This is a genomic window from Mesorhizobium sp. Ca11, assembly GCF_020165275.1.
Classification (GTDB): Bacteria; Pseudomonadota; Alphaproteobacteria; order Rhizobiales; family Rhizobiaceae; genus Mesorhizobium.
In genome coordinates, this window is record NZ_JAIUHU010000015.1 from 34,100 (window position 1) to 49,271 (window position 15,172).

Below are 15,172 nucleotides of genomic sequence, written 5' to 3' on the forward strand. Positions count from 1 at the left end.
CGTGGCAATCAAGCCTTGGCCCGATCAGTCACGTCTCCGGTCTGCATCGTCGCAACGCCCTCGGCGAGCTAACCGTCGGCCGGAAAACGCCGGCGATAGTGCTCGATAACTTCCGGATTGCGCAGATTGACGGGCAGCTTGCCGGCGAGCACCAGCAAGGCCTCGCCGGCGGCGCCGACACCCATGCGCATCATCGATTCCTCGGTGATGCCGGCCATATGCGGGGTGACGATGACGTTGTCGAAGCCGAAATAGGGATGGTTCGGCGGCAGCGGTTGGGTCGCAAAAACGTCGAGCGCAGCGCCGCCGATGCGGCCGGCACGCAGGGCTTCGATCAGCGCCTCGTCGTCCACCACCGGGCCGCGCGAGACATTGATCAGCAGCGTGTTGGGTTTCATGCTGGCAATGCGCTCTCGACTGATGAGGCCGAGCGTTTCCTGCGTCAGCGGGCAGCAGAGCACGATGATGTCGCTCTGCTCGACCAGCGCGTCGATCGACAGGAAGCCGACACGCTCGGGCGCGGGGCGCAGGCTGCGCGTGGTCGCCACGACATTGAGGTCGAAGCCGTGCGCGGCGATGTGGCCGACAGCCTGGCCGACCGCGCCGAGGCCGACGATGCCGATGGTCTTGCCGGCCAGCTCGCTGGTCGAGTTGGCGTGCTCGCGGCCGGCAAGCCAGCCCTTGGCGCGCAGGTCGCGGTCCATCACGCGGAAGCGCCGCAGCAGCGCAAGGGCGGTGAACATCACATGCTCGGCGACCGAGCGGGCGTTGACGGCGGGCACGTTCGCCACCAGCACGCCGGCGGCGGTCGCGGCCTCGACCGGGATCATGTCCAGCCCGGCGCCGTGGCGGATCGCGGCGCGCAGGCTCGAAGCACCCGCAAACAGCTCCGGCGGCAGCGGCGCGCGCACGATGACGATGTCGGCGTCGCCGGCCTCGGCGGTCAGCGTCTTGGGATCGAGCGCGGAAGCGATCGCAAGTCGCCCGGCGCCGGCCAGCATCGCCGTGGCGCGTGGGTGCAGCGGATGCGTCGACAGGATCTTGCGCATGGGGGTTCCATTTCCGCATTTGTGCGACGCCAAGCTAAACGTCTGGCTGCAAAATGCTCAAGGGCATTTCGCCGTTTCACGGAAACGGAGAACTGCCCTGTTTCTGTGGGTTGACGCAGTTTCGGACGGAAGGCTACGGCGAAGGTGCCGAACCTGACGGTCCACACCTTCCTGGAATTGCTCAAGCCTTCTCGAGCGCCGCGCTTTTCGGCTCCATTCCGCGGCCTTCGATGATCCCCTTCCAGTAGCTCTCGGCGCCCTGCAAATGGGCATTCATCAGGGCCTGGGCGAGGTTGCCGTCGCGGCGCAACAGCGCTTCGTAGATCTGGATATGCTCGGCATGCGAGCGCACCGAGCGTTCGGGATCGTTGAAATAGATCGGCAGGCGCTGCTCGCCCATCAGGTAATAGACGCTGCAGATGTTGTGGAAGACGCTGTTCTTGGTGGCGCGCACGATCTCGAGGTGAAACTCGCGGTCTTCCTTGGCGAGGCCTTCGCCGGCGGCGATGCGCTCTTCGGAAGCCTTCAGGATCTCGCGCAGGCGCTCGAAGTTCTCTTCGGTGGCGCGCGAGCAGGCAAGCTCGGCCGCCTTGATCTCGTGGATCTTGCGCAGCTCGACGGTCTCGTAGATCTGCACAGGGTCGAGCGGCAGCCCCGCGCGGGCGAACAGCGCCAGCGCTTCCACGCTCGCCTGCTTGGTGTCGATATAGATGCCGGATTTGGCGCGGCGCTCGACGATGCGCATGGCCTCGAGGATGGCCAGCGCCTCGCGGATCTGGCCGCGGCTGACGCCGAAATGTTCCGCCAGCTCGCGCTCCGAGGGCGTGCGGCCGGACTCCTTGTCCGAGTTGGAAAAGAGATAGGCGGCGAGTTCCGCGAGAAGGTTCTTTTCTTTCATCGTCAAATACGTTGCGCGTGCGCCTCCAGGAATCGCTCGGAGATGGTGAATCCCAATCCAGGCTTTTCAGGGATCGCTATCATACCGTCCTTCGCCTCGACAGTCTCCTCGACGAGGTCGTGGATCATCGGGTTGGCGCCGAGCGAATATTCAATGGTGAAGCTGGCGGGCGAGGCGGCACACACATGCAGCCCGGCAAAGAAGCAGGGCGCGCCGGCCCATAGATGCGGCGCGAAACGCAGGTTGAAGGCGCTGGCGATGGTGCCGATCTTCATCGCCTCGCTGATGCCGCCGCAGAAGGCGGGATCGGGCTGGAAGATGTCGGCCGACTTCAGCACCGCCAGATCGCGGAAGGCATAGCGCGTCGCCTCACTTTCGCCGGTGGCGATCGGCGTCGATCCCGAGGCGCGCACGTCGGCCATGCCCGGCTTGTCGTCGGCGGTCACCGGTTCCTCGAACCAGGCAAGGTCGAGATCGGCGGTGAGGTTGATGAAGCGCTTGGCCTCGGCGACGGTATAGGTGCCGTGCGCGTCGACCATCAGATCGACATCCGGCCCGATCGCCTGCCTTGCGGCGCGCACGCGCGCGGCCGAGACATGCGGGGCGCCGTCCATGGCGCCGACGCGCATCTTCAGCGCCTTGAAGCCGCCCTTGGCGATGTAGGATTGCAACTGCTCGCCGATGGCGTCGGCTGAGGCCCAGCCGCCCGAGGCGTAGGCCTGCATGCGCTCGACCTTGCGGCCGCCGAGCAGCCGCCACACCGGCTGCCCCAGCGACTTGCCGAGGATGTCCCAGAGCGCGATGTCGACGGCGCTGATCGCCGCCACGCTCACGCCGCGCCGCGCCAGCTGCGGCATGGCATGGCCGGCATGTGCCGCCGTCTCATGTCGCACGCCATTATAGAGCATTTCCCAGATGATGCCGATGTCGGCCGGATCGCAACCGATCAGCTGTGGGCCGATCTCGTGATTGAGCATATGGACGAGCGCGCCATAGCTGCCGGCGCTGCCGGCGGCGTTCTTGCCCTCGCCCCAGCCGACAAGGCCGTCAGCGGTCTCGATGCGCAGAATGGCGGCGTCGAACGTCGTCACCTGACCGAAGTCGCTGCGATGCTGCTTCGCGACTTCGATCGGGATACGAACCCACCAGGCCTGGACGCTCTTGATGCGCATGTTTTCCCTTCGGCCCCTCCGCCCGCCGGGTGGAAGGGACAGGTTTCTATTTGATCAGCGGCAGCAGCGTTTCGGCGGTGATGCGCATCTGGTCGGTGTAAAATTTTTCCGTGAGCACGCTGGAGCCGTGGTCCTGGATGAATTTGAGCTGCTCGGGCGAGATGTCGACCGGATTGCGCTCGACCATCTCCGGATAGGGCGCCGCCGGCGTGCGGTCGACGGGCGCGACGAACTCGTTGGTCAGCGCGCCGTCATAGCCGACTTCCTTCAGCGTGCGCACGATCTTCGGCCAGTCGATCTGGCCAAGGCCGGCCGCGAAGCGGTTGTTGTCAGCGACATGGAAATCGAACAGGCGCTTTCCAACCTGACGGATCGCGTCATAGACGTTAAATTCCTCCATGTGGATATGGTAGGCGTCGAGGCAGACGCCGCATTCTGGGCTTACCGCATCGGCGAGCGCCAACGCCTGGGCGCCGCGGTTGAAGAGATAGGTCTCGAAGCGGTTGAGCGGCTCGACGGCGATCCTGACGCCGACCTTCTGGGCATGGCTGAAACATTCGCGCGTGGCATCGACCACCCAGCCCCATTCCTCGGCCTCGGTGCCGTCCGGCACGACCTTGCCGACGGTCGCGGGCACCAGCGTGATGATCTCGCCGTCGAGCTCGCTGACCATGGTGAGCACGTCCTTGACGTATTGGACGGACCGCTCGCGCTGGCCCTGGTCCCTGGCGGCGAGATTGCGCTCGCCGAGCATCAGAGTCACCGAGCCCCAGCAGCGGATTCCGTGCTCCTTCAGGAGCGCGCGCGTCTCCTTGGTCTTGTACTGCTCGGGCTCGCCGGAAATCTCGATCGATTCGTAGCCGAATTTCTTGATGCGCCTGAGCGTCACCTCCAGCGGTTCCGCCCGCATCCAATTGTGAGTCGAAAGATGCATGGTCTATCCTTCCCAGAATTCGCCTGTCACATTCTACCTCGCGACGCCTCCAGTAGAGGCGGGCGTATGATTCCTCCCCAAGGCGTTGCCAGCATTTTCCTCGAAACTGGTTCGACCAATTGGGCCCTCCATGACCTCTACAGCAAATTTTCATGCACGGCAACAAGTGGACGGCTGAAGCTCTATCAGCCGAGCAATAGTCTGATTTTACGTGGTAATTCTACTTATCTGTTTGCAAGCTCGGCTCGCCTCCGCGGTTTTCGGCCGCTTGACCGAATTCCGGGATTTGGTAATACCAGAATGGCGCAATGCATAGGCGCCGACAGGGTTGACCAAACAGGCTGGCCCTCATTTCAATAGGCGCTATGCTTGGTCGCGAAAACAAACGAGGGAGGATGCCGATGCCGACGACGATGAAGGGCCCCGGCCTGTTTCTGGCGCAGTTCGCGGGCGACGCCGCGCCGTTCAATTCGCTGGGTTCCATCACCAAATGGGCAGCGGGGCTGGGCTACAAGGGCGTGCAGATCCCGACCTGGGACGCGCGCCTGTTCGACCTCGAGAAGGCGGCGTCGTCGAAGGCCTATTGCGACGAGGTGAAAGGCGTCTGCGCGGATGCAGGCGTCGAGATCACCGAATTGTCGACGCATCTGCAGGGGCAACTGGTCGCGGTGCATCCCGCCTATGACGCGCAGATGGATGGCTTTGCGCCGCCATCGGTGCACAACAATCCCACGGCACGGCAAAAATGGGCTGTCGAGCAGATGAAGTTCGGCGCCAAGGCATCGCGCAATCTCGGGCTGAACGCCTCGGTGTCGTTCACCGGCTCGCTGGCTTTCCCCTACCTTTATCCGTTCCCGCAGCGCCCGGCCGGCCTCATCGAGGAAGCCTTCGGCGAACTCGGCAAGCGCTGGAAGCCGATCCTCGACGTCTATGAAGACAATGGGGTCGATGTCGGCTACGAGATCCATCCCTCGGAGGACGTGTTCGACGGCGCCACCTTCGAGATGTTCCTCGACGCGGTCGGCGGCCACAAGCGCTGCAACATCAACTACGACCCGTCGCATTTCCTGTTGCAGCAGCTCGACTATCTCGAGTTCATCGACATCTACCACGAGCGGATCAAGGCCTTCCACGTCAAGGACGCCGAGTTCAACCCGACCGGGCGGCAAGGCGTCTATTCCGGCTATCAGGGCTGGGTGAACCGTGCAGGGCGCTTCCGCTCGCTGGGCGACGGGCAGGTGGATTTCAGCGGCATCTTCTCCAAGCTCACCCAGTACAATTACGATTCCTGGGCGGTGCTGGAATGGGAGTGCTGCCTGAAACATCCCGAGGACGGCGCCGCAGAAGGCGCGCCTTTCATCCAGCACCACATAATCCGGGTGACGGAGAAGGCTTTCGACGATTTCGCCGCCGGCACAACCGATAAAAAGCTGCTGCGGGCGATGATGGGGATTTGACTGCAGCTCCCCTTGAGGAGGTTCGGACCGCAGGTCCGGGTGGGGTTGAATCCCAAGTCGCAGCGGACTTTTACACCCCGCCCCGACGCTGCGCGTCGACCCTCCCTACAAGGGGAGGGTGAGGAACTAAAGAGAGAGAGGACAAGAATGGTCGGCGCATCGAAATCGGAAGCGGGAGGCGGCCCGATCCGCTATGGCATGGTCGGCGGCGGGCAGGGCGCCTTCATCGGCGCGGTGCATCGTATTGCGGCGCGCATGGACAACGACTTCGTGCTGGTGGCCGGCGCGCTGTCGTCGGATCCGGCGCGGGCCAAGGCATCGGCCGAAGAACTCGGGCTCGATCCCGCGCGCAGCTACGGCTCCTATGCCGAGATGGCCAAGGCCGAAGCCAAGCGTCCAGACGGCATCGAGGCGGTGGCGATCGTGACGCCGAACAACGTGCATGTGCCGGCGGCGAAAGCCTTCCTAGAGGCGGGCATCCATGTCATCTGCGACAAGCCGCTGGCGACGTCGCTGGCCGAGGCGAAGAAGCTTGCCGCCCTGGTCGAAAAGACCGGCAAGGTGTTCGTGCTGACGCACAATTACACCGCCTATCCGATGATCCGGCAGGCACGCGAGATGGTGGCCAAGGGCATGCTCGGCGATATCCGCATCGTGCAGTCGGAATATCCGCAGGACTGGCTGACCGAGGACCTTGCCGCCACCGGCCAGAAGCAGGCCTCCTGGCGCTCCGACCCCAAGCAGGCCGGCGCCGGCGGCGCGCTCGGCGACATCGGCACGCATGCCTATAACCTGGCTCGCTTCGTCTCGGGACTTGAGCTCGATACGCTGTCAGCCGATCTCGACGCCTTCGTGCCGGGGCGCCAGCTCGACGACAACGTCAACGTGATGCTGCGCTTCAAGCCGGTCGGCAACAAGCATCCGGCCAAGGGCATGATCTGGGCGAGCCAGGTGGCGCCCGGCCACGAGAACGGGCTGAAGCTGCGCATCTACGGCACCAAGGGCGGGCTGGAATGGGTGCAGGCCGACCCGAACTATCTCTGGTACACGCCGTTCGGCCAGCCGAAGCAACTGCTCACCCGCGCCGGCGCTGGCGCAATGCCCGTGGCGGCGCGCGTCAGCCGCGTGCCGTCGGGCCATCCGGAGGGCTATCTCGAAGGTTTTGCCAACATCTACCAGGAAGCGGCCCGCGCCATCCGAGCGGCGCGCAGGAAAGGCGGCAAGCCGGCTAAGGATGTGGTCTTCCCGACGGTCGCGGACGGCGTCGAAGGCATGGCCTTCATCGAGGCTTGCGTGAGGTCGTCGAAGAAGAACGGGGCGTGGACGAAGCTGTAGGGACGGCTGCGTCGTCCAAGCGAGTCCCCCGCACCCGGATTGCCAGCCGAATTGCGAAGAGCAATTCGGGGCAATCCGACCTCTCCCCAAGGGGAGAGGAGGGGCCGGTGCCGACGACAACCTCTTCTCCCCACCGGGGAGAAGGTAGGCCGCGGAGCGGCCGGATGAGGGGGAGTGCGGCCGCCAACGCAAATGGCTGGCCGCAAGCGGGGAGGGGGGTATCGATGAAAATCGGCATGTGCATGTTCTTGTGGACCACCAGCGTCTCGAAGAAGCACGAGGCGCTGCTGAAGGACATCAAGGCGACCGGTTTCGACGGCGTCGAGATACCGGTCTTCGCGGGCGTGCCCGCCGACTACAAGAAGTTGGGCGAGATGCTCGACCGCATCGGGCTGGAGCGTACAGCGGTCTCGGCCATGGGCGATCCGGCGATGAACCTGATCTCGCCGGATGCGGCGACCCGCAAGGCCGGCATCGACTATATGAAATGGGCGATCGACTGCTGCGCCGCGCTCGGCGCCGATAGGCTGAGCGGACCGCTGCATTCGACGCTTGGTGCCTTTTCCGGCAGCGGGCCGACGGCTGCCGAGAAGAAGCGCTCGGTCGCCTCGCAGCGCGCCATCGGCGACCATGCCGGCAAGAAAGGCGTGACCATTGGGCTCGAAGCGCTCAACCGCTTCGAATGCTATCTCGTCAACACCATGGCCGACCTGTGCGAACATATCGACGCGATCGACCGGTCGCACATCAAGGCGATGTACGACACGTTCCACGCCAATATCGAGGAGGCCGACCCGATCGGCGCCTATACAAAGCATCGCCGCAATGTCGTGCATATCCACGTTTCGGAGAATGATCGTGGCGTGCCGGGGCGCGGCAACATCCCGTGGAAGGAGACGTTCTCCGCCATCCGCAAGAGCGGTTACGACGACTGGCTGACCATCGAATCGTTCGGGCGCTCGCTCAAGGATCTGGCGGCGGCGACCAAGGTTTGGCGCGATTTCGCGGAGAGCCCGGAGGCGGTTTACCGCGAGGGGTATCGGCATATCAGGGATGGGTGGAAGAGGGCGGCGTAAGCGCCCTGATCGCGCGATAGTGACCCCTTGTCCATTTCCTATTTGCGTTCGCGGCAATTGCCAAGTGGTTCCCCCACTCCGTCTCGGCTTCGCCGAGCCACCTCTCCCCCCTCCGGAGGGAGAGGAAGGGAGCCTGGTGGCGCCGGGAGAGGAAAAAAGCCTCGGCCCTCGACGACAGGCGCGGATCGGACAGCTTGGCGCCTTTCCTCTACCCCGTCGATCGGCGGAGAGGTGTCGAGCGAAGCTCGACGGAGTGGGGGTCGACCTTTGGCGCAGGCGAGACGATGCTTGCGCTTCTGCGCCACAAGGTTACCCCTGCGCAGCCTGCAGCCGATTGTAATCGTGCAGCGTGCGGCTCAGCCTGCGGCGCAGGAAGTTCGAGATGTTGTCGAAGATGAAGACGACGAGCAGCGTCAGCAGCACCATGTAGAAGACGTTGGCCCAGTTGGAATTGGTACGCATCGCTTCCCAGAGCTTCAGGCCGATGCCGCCGGCGCCGACGGCTCCGATGATGGTGGCGCCGCGGGTGTTGGATTCCCACTGGTAGAGCGTCTGGCTGATGAAGACCGGCACCACTTCCGGCAGCACGCCGTAGCGCTGCACGAGCAGGCCGTTGGCGCCGGTCGAAAGCACGCCCTCGCGCGGCTTGTCGTCGATGTTCTCCAGCGCCTCGGAATAGGTTTTGCCCAATGTGCCGATCTCGGTGAAGAAGATCGCGGCGCTACCGGCCAGCGGTCCGGGGCCAAAGGCGCGGGTGAAGAACAGCGCCCAGATCAGCATGTCGACCGAGCGCATGAAGTCGAAGAAGCGCTTCAGCACCTGGCTGAGCAACCCGCTCGGCGTGATGTTGCGGGCGGCGAAGAAGGCAAGCGGGAAGGCGACGATGCCGCCAAGCAGCGTGCCGAGGAAGGCCATGACGATGGTCTGCAGGAGCTTCGTCCAGACATCGCCGTGCTGCCACTGAGCGTTGTTCCAGATGTTGTCGGCAGCCAAGGCGAGGTTCGAGGTGCCCGGCTTGAGATCTGGCCCGGAGGCGATGAGCGAGATGACCTCGCCGGCCGATTTGCCGAAGAAGGGCGAGCGGGTGTCGAAGACGAAATTTGCCCAGCCGAGGAAGCGCTTGCGCACCTTGACGCGATCGACGGTGACGCGCACCTCGCCGACAAAGCCCATCTTGGCGACGATCTCATCGTCATGGACGGTCACCCAGTCGGGCACCGGACCTGTCACCACCGGCTTGCCGCCGGTGAGCGATACCGGCACCGTCTGGCCGTTGGCGACGATCGTTGCCCTGATCTTGTCGAAGGTGACGGACTTGTCCCGGCCATCGATCAGGACGGTGAAGGTGCCGTCCGGATTCTTGATCACCCAGTCGGGATCAGGATGCTCGCCGAGCGCCGAGAAGCGCGGATATTTCGGCGTGATCTCGGGCTGGTCGAGCCGGAATTCCGGCTGCAGGTCGTAGCTGATCCATTGCGACAGGAAGAGCGGCAGGCGTTCCCAATGCGACTCGCGCAGCACCTGCGGCAGGCTGAAGAACCACAAGGCATAGGCGAGATAGAGCACGGTGCCAGCGATCAGCAGCAGCGGCCAGAAACGCTTCGGCCGCTGGAATATCTGCGGATGGCGGTCTTCTATGGTCCTGATTTCTTCGGCAGTCATGGCGGCCATTTCAAGCGCTCATCAGGAAAGCCTGCTCGCCGACAAGCTTGCGGCGCAGCCAGGCGGAGAACTGGTCGACCAGGAAGATGGTGACGAAGAGCAGGAGCACCAGCGCCAGGGTCTTGGCGCCGAAGCCGCGTGAAATGGAAAGCTTCAGCTCCTCGCCGATGCCGCCGCCGCCAACCGCGCCCATGATGGTCGAGATGCGCACGTTGATCTCGATCCTGAGCAGCGTATAGGACATGAAATTGGGCAACACCTGCGGCAGGTCGGCGAAGCGCACGCGTTCGAACCAGTTGGCGCCGACAGCACGCAGGCCCTCTTCCGCGCGCATGTCGATGTTCTCGTTGATCTCGTAGAACAGCTTGCCCAGCGCGCCGATCGAATGCAGGCCGATGGCGATGATGGCGGCGACCGGGCCGATCGAGACGATGGCTGCGAACAGGCCGGCAATGACGATTTCGGGGAAGGCGCGCAGCAATTCCATGAAGCGCTTGACGATGAGCCGCAGGACCGGGCTCGGCGTCAGGTTGCGCGCGGCGATGAAGGAGAAGGGAACGGCGAAGACGAAGCCGATGAAGGTCGAGACCAGCGCGACGTTCACCGTGGTGAGCATCAGCTCGAAATATTCAGGGATGTAGAAGCCGTCCCAGATGTAGACGCGGCCGAGCGGGAAGTTGAATTCCTGCGTGCCCTTGTCGTTGGGCGAGGCGATGTCGAACAGCGCCCGCCAGACATCATTCCAGTCCTTCGGGACCAGCCAGCTCAGGAAATCGAGGATGTGCGGCAGCCGGTCGAAGAAATGGCCGGCATTGGCCTCGTCGTCGAACCACATGGTCGCGCACATGGCGACAAGCAGCAGGCCGACGCCAAGCGCGGTGTAGAAACGGCGCAGCGATGTCTGGCGCCGCCAGGCATCGGCCTGCTGGCGGGTGGCGTCGGAATGGAGTGTCGTTGATGTCATGATCGGGACATGCAAAAAGGGCGGCGTTTCGAACGCCGCCCTTTTTCCTGATGCCTTTAACCGCCGATGGCGGCTTTGCGGGCTTCGACGATGACGCTGTAGAAGTCAGGCTTCACGGGGACGTAGCCGGTGAAATCACCACCCTCGACGCCTTCGAAGCAGGCCTTGTCCTTGGCCGGCAGCGCGGTGAAGAAAGCGGTGAGCTTGGCGGTCATCTCGTCGCCGAGCGCGGTGCGGACAACCAGCGGGCCGTTCGGGATCAGGCCCGAGCGCCACACTTCGACGAAGTCGTTCGGGTCGACGGCGCCCTTGGCGACTTCCTTGTGGAAGGTGCCGGAGGTGTAGCCGTTCTTGAAATCGCCGATGCCGGAGGAATCGTCCACCGCCACGTCGACCTTGCCGTCGCGCACGGCCAGCACGTTGTTCTCATGGCCGCCGTTGAACTGGGTCGAGGCGAAGTAGGTTTCGTTGGAAGCGCCGGTGTCCTTCGGAATCTGGGTCAGCGGGATCAGATAGCCGGAGGTCGAATCCGGATCGGCATAGCCGAGCTTCTTGCCCTTGGCCGACTTGATGTCGGTGATGCCGGAAGACTTCAGCGCCAGGCCGATCGAGTAGTAGCCGGTCGAGCCGTCGGTCTGCTTGGTGGTGAGGATCGGCGTGACCGCCTTCGGGTCCTTGAGATAGACGCTTGCGTAACCGGACGCGCCGAGCTCGGCGAAGTCGAGCGTGCCGCCGAGCAGGCCCTGGATAACGCCGTCATAGTCGGCCGCCGGGAACAGCGACACCTTTTCGAAGCCGAATTCCGACTTCAGGTGATCGGCGAGGCACTGGTAGTTGCGCAGGCGGTCGGTCTCGTTCTCACCGCCGAGGATGCCGACGCGGAATTCCTTGATATCAGCGGCATGCGCGGCGCTGGCCGCCATGGCGAGCAGCGAAACCGCCCCAAAAACCATCTTCCTGAACATTTTGTCTCTCTCCTGTTGCTCCGGCTGCGCGCCGGCGGCGTTCTGATTTTTTCAAGTCTTGCCTTTGACGCTGGCGGGCGATCCGGGTTGCTCTGCTGAAATCCACGATTTGTCCGCACCGGCTGGGGCCGGGACGGTGGATTCAGTAGCCAGGAAAGGCTGGTTCGAGCGGTCCGGCGGATGCGGTGATCTTCGGCTTGATGGTCACGGCGGTCGACGTGATGGCTTCCGAGATCTCGGCGCCGCTGGCATCGGCGCCATAGACCGTGCGCACGGCATCGCGGTCGAGGTCTTCCGGAGCGCCGTCGAAGACGACCTTGCCGGCGGCCATGCCGATGATACGGCTGCAATAGGCGCGCGCCGTGTCCAGCGTGTGCAGGTTGGTGACGACGGTGATGCCTTCGCGCAGATTGATGTCGCGCAGCGAATCCATCACCACCTTGGCGTTGAGCGGGTCGAGCGAGGCGATCGGCTCATCTGCCAGAATCACCTTCGGCTGCTGCATCATGGCGCGGGCGATCGCCACACGCTGCTGCTGGCCGCCCGACAGCGTGCCGGCCGGCTGCAGCGCGGTGCGGGCGATGTCGAGGCGCTCGAGCGCGGCCACGGCCTCGGCGCATTCGGTGCGTGTGAACATGCCGAGCAGATTGGAAACCGTCGAGCGATGATTGAGGCGCCCGAGCAGCACGTTGGTCAGCACGTCGAGGCGCGGCACGAGGTTGAACTGCTGAAAGATCATGGCGCAGTCGCGCTGCCAGCGCCGCAGCGGCGATCCCTGCAGGCTGGAAACCTCCGCGCCCTCAAAAAAAATCGATCCTTGGCTCGGATCGATGAGACGGTTGATCATGCGCAAAAGCGTCGACTTGCCGGCGCCGGAACGGCCGATGATGCCGACCATCTGGCCGCGCGGGATCGAGATGTTGATATCGCTGACGGCGGTGTTCTTGCCAAATCGTCGGGTTACGCCGCGGATCTCAAGCGTGGCCGATGATGCTGACATACCAAAACTCCAGTCCGTCGCGCTTTTGCAGGTCTGTTAACCTTCGCTAGCGCAGGCCGATGAAGCTGGGGTGTCGGATTGATGTCAGTTTTGTTACGTCCCACAGGCTTGGAGATTCAGCCAAGCACCAGCAATTCCTCGAAATGCTTCATGTCCTTGAAGCTGCAGAAGGCCGGAGGCTTGAGCTCGATCACAGGAGCCTCGCGTTCGAGGAACGACAGGCAGTCATCGAACAGATCCTGCCAGGCTGCGGCTCGCTCTTCGGCTAGACGGCGGATCTGATAGGCGAAGGTGATGTGGAAGACATAAGCGTCGTGGTCCGGATGGCGGTAGCCGAACGGCACCGACAAGGCGTCGCGCCAGGCCTTCAGGACTTGGCGGTCTTCTTCGGTGGCGCCGGCGACGGTCAGGCCGTTTGGCGTAACGCCGATGGTCTTGATACGAAACGGAGGGCAGGCCTCAAAGCCCTCCAGGCGCTGCAGATAGAGGCGGGTCATGTCGTCGATGCTGGTGTCGAGCGGCACGTCGGAGGGCCAGTAGGGGAGCCGGCGCCGGTATTCGATGACGCCCTGGAACAGTGTCATGTGCAGGCTTGAGACCGGCGTGAAGGCGAGGCGGTCCGCGTCCGGCATGGCGCGGATGCGCTCGCGCACCTCGATGATCGCAGCTTGCGAAGGCGAGCCGCCGACGAGGTGACTGACGACCGTGTTGCCGGGCTCGGGGAGGAAGTTGCCCGAGGTATCGTAACGGGTGCCGAGATGCACCGGCGCCGTCGGGTTGGTGCCTTCGAAAAATCCGGCGAGCGAGGGTCTGACGATCATGGCAATCTCCTTTGGGAGAGATGCCTCCTGTCCGAGTCACATATCAGGGATGTGAATGGTGCCTGCACGAGTATCGTGCCGAACAGATGAGTAGGAGCCAGTCTCGCTGAGGACTGGCACAATCCCAAGATAATCAGCATGGCCGTGGAAACGGCGTCTGACCGTCCCCTTCGCCTAACCTGACGTTCCACGGTCCAGAGACCATCGCCAGCCCGCGCAACAGTATGATGGAAACGATCTCTGGCTTACAGGAAGGCTGCTAGCCTGGCTTTCCGGTAAGGTTGGCGAGGAACCATAAGTGGTACTAATCCTGTCGCCGATAATCCCAGGCCTACCACTATCATAATGATTGAGGAGACTACGTCAGACTGGCCCCAGCGACTAATCTCACGCTTCACTGCCAAAATTCCCAGTACCAACAGGGCCATTCCAACGCAAAAAAGTATTAAGACAATAAAGCCCATACCTGCTCTGTGCCGCTGAGTTTTTCTAAACGATACTTTGGCAAAACATCAATGGCGTCAACCGTATTTCTCCAAAAACGCCTCCGCCGACAGCTCGCGGAAATCGTCGAGCGCAGCGCGCAGCCTTGCATGATCCCAATCCCACCAAGCTAAAGCCTGGTAGCGCTCGGCGGTGCGGCGGTCGAAGCGCTCGCGGATCGGCTTCGCCGGCACGCCGCCGACGATTGTGTAGGGCGCGACATCCTTCGACACCACGGCGCCCGCACCGACCGCCGCGCCATCGCCGACGGTGACGCCGGGCAGGATGGTCGAGCCATGGCCGAGCCAGGTGTCGTGGCCGATGGTGACGCGTTTGGCGCGGCGCTCGGCGAAGAACGCGCTTTCATGCTCGGCGTCGTCCCAATAATCGGAGGCGCGGTAGGTGAAGTGGTGCAGCGTCGGACGCCATGTCGGATGGTTGGTGGCGTTGATGCGCACGCTTGCCGCGATGTTGGAGAACTTGCCGATGGTCGCGCACCACACGGCGCAGTCCTGCATCATGTAGGAATAGTCGCCGAGCTCGCATTCGGCGACGCGGCTGCGCTCGGCGATCTCGGTCCAGCGGCCGAGCGTCGAGTTTTCGACCTGCGCCGTCGGATGAATCAGCGGCGCCTCCGAAAGCTTCTTCATGCGGCGATCTTTCCGGCGGCAAAGGCCGTGACGTCGATGACGCGGTCGGCGACAGCCTCGCGCACATCGAGGTCGTGGAAAATGCCGAGCAGGGCGACCCCCGCCGCCTTCTTGGCGGCGATGAGCTCGACCACGACATCGCGGTTCTTCGCGTCGAGCGAGGCGGTCGGCTCGTCGAGCAGCAGGATCGGATGCTCGGTGATGAAGCCGCGCGCGATGTTGACGCGCTGCTGCTCGCCGCCGGAGAAGGTCGCGGGCGGCAAGGCCCAGAGCTTTTCCGGCAGGTTGAGCTGCGCCAACAGGGCACGCGCTCTCTCCCGCGCGCTTTCCCTGTCCTCGCCGCGCTCGACCAGCGGCTCGGCGACGACGTCGAGCGCGGAGACACGCGGCACGGTACGCAGGAACTGGCTGACATAGCCGATGGTATGGCGGCGCACGGAAAGCACGGTGCGCGGGCTGGCGGAGGCGAGGTCGATCAACCCGCCCCCGTGCTGAACGATGATCTGGCCTTCATCGACCGCGTAGTTGCCGTAGAGCATCTTCAGGATCGAGCTTTTTCCGGCACCCGACGGACCGCCGAGCACCGCGCATTCGCCGGCGCGGATCGAGAAGGAGACACCCGTCACCACCGGCAGCGTGACGCCGTCGCGCAGATGCATGGTGAAGCTTTTGGCGACATCGGAGACAACGAGAGGAGTGGCCATCA

General features: G+C 63.7%; 14 protein-coding genes. 3 read left to right on the forward strand and 11 right to left on the reverse strand.

Features of this window, described 5'->3' with window-relative positions; all coding sequences use genetic code 11:
- Positions 1-68: 68 nt before the first annotated feature.
- From LB538_RS23120 to LB538_RS23135, 4 genes are all read right to left on the reverse strand, one after another.
- Positions 69-1,049: a hydroxyacid dehydrogenase gene (locus tag LB538_RS23120; RefSeq protein WP_224532081.1), complete on the reverse strand. Its 981-nt coding sequence runs from the start codon at positions 1,047-1,049 to the stop codon at positions 69-71.
- A gap of 181 nt (positions 1,050-1,230) precedes the next feature.
- Positions 1,231-1,947 (reverse strand): FadR/GntR family transcriptional regulator, encoded by a 717-nt coding sequence (locus tag LB538_RS23125; protein ID WP_140545878.1) that lies wholly within the window; start codon positions 1,945-1,947, stop codon positions 1,231-1,233.
- A gap of 2 nt (positions 1,948-1,949) precedes the next feature.
- Positions 1,950-3,119, reverse strand: coding sequence for a mandelate racemase/muconate lactonizing enzyme family protein (locus tag LB538_RS23130; protein WP_224532080.1), 1,170 nt, complete (start codon positions 3,117-3,119; stop codon positions 1,950-1,952).
- Between the two features lie 46 nt (positions 3,120-3,165).
- Complete coding sequence (locus LB538_RS23135; protein WP_224532079.1) at positions 3,166-4,053, reverse strand: sugar phosphate isomerase/epimerase family protein; 888 nt, start codon at positions 4,051-4,053, stop codon at positions 3,166-3,168.
- Positions 4,054-4,454: 401 nt separating this feature from the next.
- Between LB538_RS23135 and LB538_RS23140 the strand changes: the two genes are divergently transcribed.
- The 3 genes from LB538_RS23140 (at position 4,455) to LB538_RS23150 (ending at position 7,921) form a co-directional block, all read left to right on the forward strand.
- Positions 4,455-5,510, forward strand: coding sequence for a sugar phosphate isomerase/epimerase family protein (locus LB538_RS23140; RefSeq protein WP_095769299.1), 1,056 nt, complete (start codon positions 4,455-4,457; stop codon positions 5,508-5,510).
- Positions 5,511-5,657: 147 nt separating this feature from the next.
- Positions 5,658-6,845, forward strand: a complete 1,188-nt coding sequence (locus tag LB538_RS23145; RefSeq protein ID WP_224532078.1) for a Gfo/Idh/MocA family protein — start codon at positions 5,658-5,660, stop codon at positions 6,843-6,845.
- A gap of 224 nt (positions 6,846-7,069) precedes the next feature.
- The gene (locus LB538_RS23150; RefSeq protein WP_224532077.1) at positions 7,070-7,921 is read left to right on the forward strand and encodes a sugar phosphate isomerase/epimerase family protein; all 852 of its coding nucleotides are present in this window, start codon (positions 7,070-7,072) and stop codon (positions 7,919-7,921) included.
- A 309-nt stretch (positions 7,922-8,230) separates the two neighbouring features.
- Here the strand turns inward: LB538_RS23150 and phnE (LB538_RS23155) are convergent, their stop codons facing one another.
- From phnE (LB538_RS23155) to phnL, 7 genes are all read right to left on the reverse strand, one after another.
- On the reverse strand, positions 8,231-9,592 hold the full coding sequence (gene phnE / locus LB538_RS23155; protein WP_224532076.1) for a phosphonate ABC transporter, permease protein PhnE: 1,362 nt from the start codon (positions 9,590-9,592) through the stop codon (positions 8,231-8,233).
- Position 9,593: 1 nt separating this feature from the next.
- A complete protein-coding gene (phnE, locus tag LB538_RS23160; protein WP_224532075.1) occupies positions 9,594-10,547 on the reverse strand; it encodes a phosphonate ABC transporter, permease protein PhnE in 954 nt (317 codons plus the stop codon).
- Between the two features lie 56 nt (positions 10,548-10,603).
- On the reverse strand, positions 10,604-11,512 hold the full coding sequence (gene phnD, locus LB538_RS23165; protein WP_095769301.1) for a phosphonate ABC transporter substrate-binding protein: 909 nt from the start codon (positions 11,510-11,512) through the stop codon (positions 10,604-10,606).
- A 142-nt stretch (positions 11,513-11,654) separates the two neighbouring features.
- Complete coding sequence (gene phnC / locus LB538_RS23170; RefSeq protein ID WP_224532074.1) at positions 11,655-12,512, reverse strand: phosphonate ABC transporter ATP-binding protein; 858 nt, start codon at positions 12,510-12,512, stop codon at positions 11,655-11,657.
- Between the two features lie 116 nt (positions 12,513-12,628).
- Complete coding sequence (locus tag LB538_RS23175) at positions 12,629-13,333, reverse strand: DUF1868 domain-containing protein (RefSeq protein WP_263482539.1); 705 nt, start codon at positions 13,331-13,333, stop codon at positions 12,629-12,631.
- Between the two features lie 521 nt (positions 13,334-13,854).
- A complete protein-coding gene (locus tag LB538_RS23180) occupies positions 13,855-14,466 on the reverse strand; it encodes a DapH/DapD/GlmU-related protein (protein WP_224532073.1) in 612 nt (203 codons plus the stop codon).
- Entirely contained in the window at positions 14,463-15,170 is a 708-nt protein-coding gene (phnL, locus tag LB538_RS23185; RefSeq protein ID WP_224532072.1) for a phosphonate C-P lyase system protein PhnL, read from the reverse strand. The genes LB538_RS23180 and phnL overlap by 4 nt, the downstream gene beginning before the upstream one ends.
- Positions 15,171-15,172: the final 2 nt, after the last annotated feature.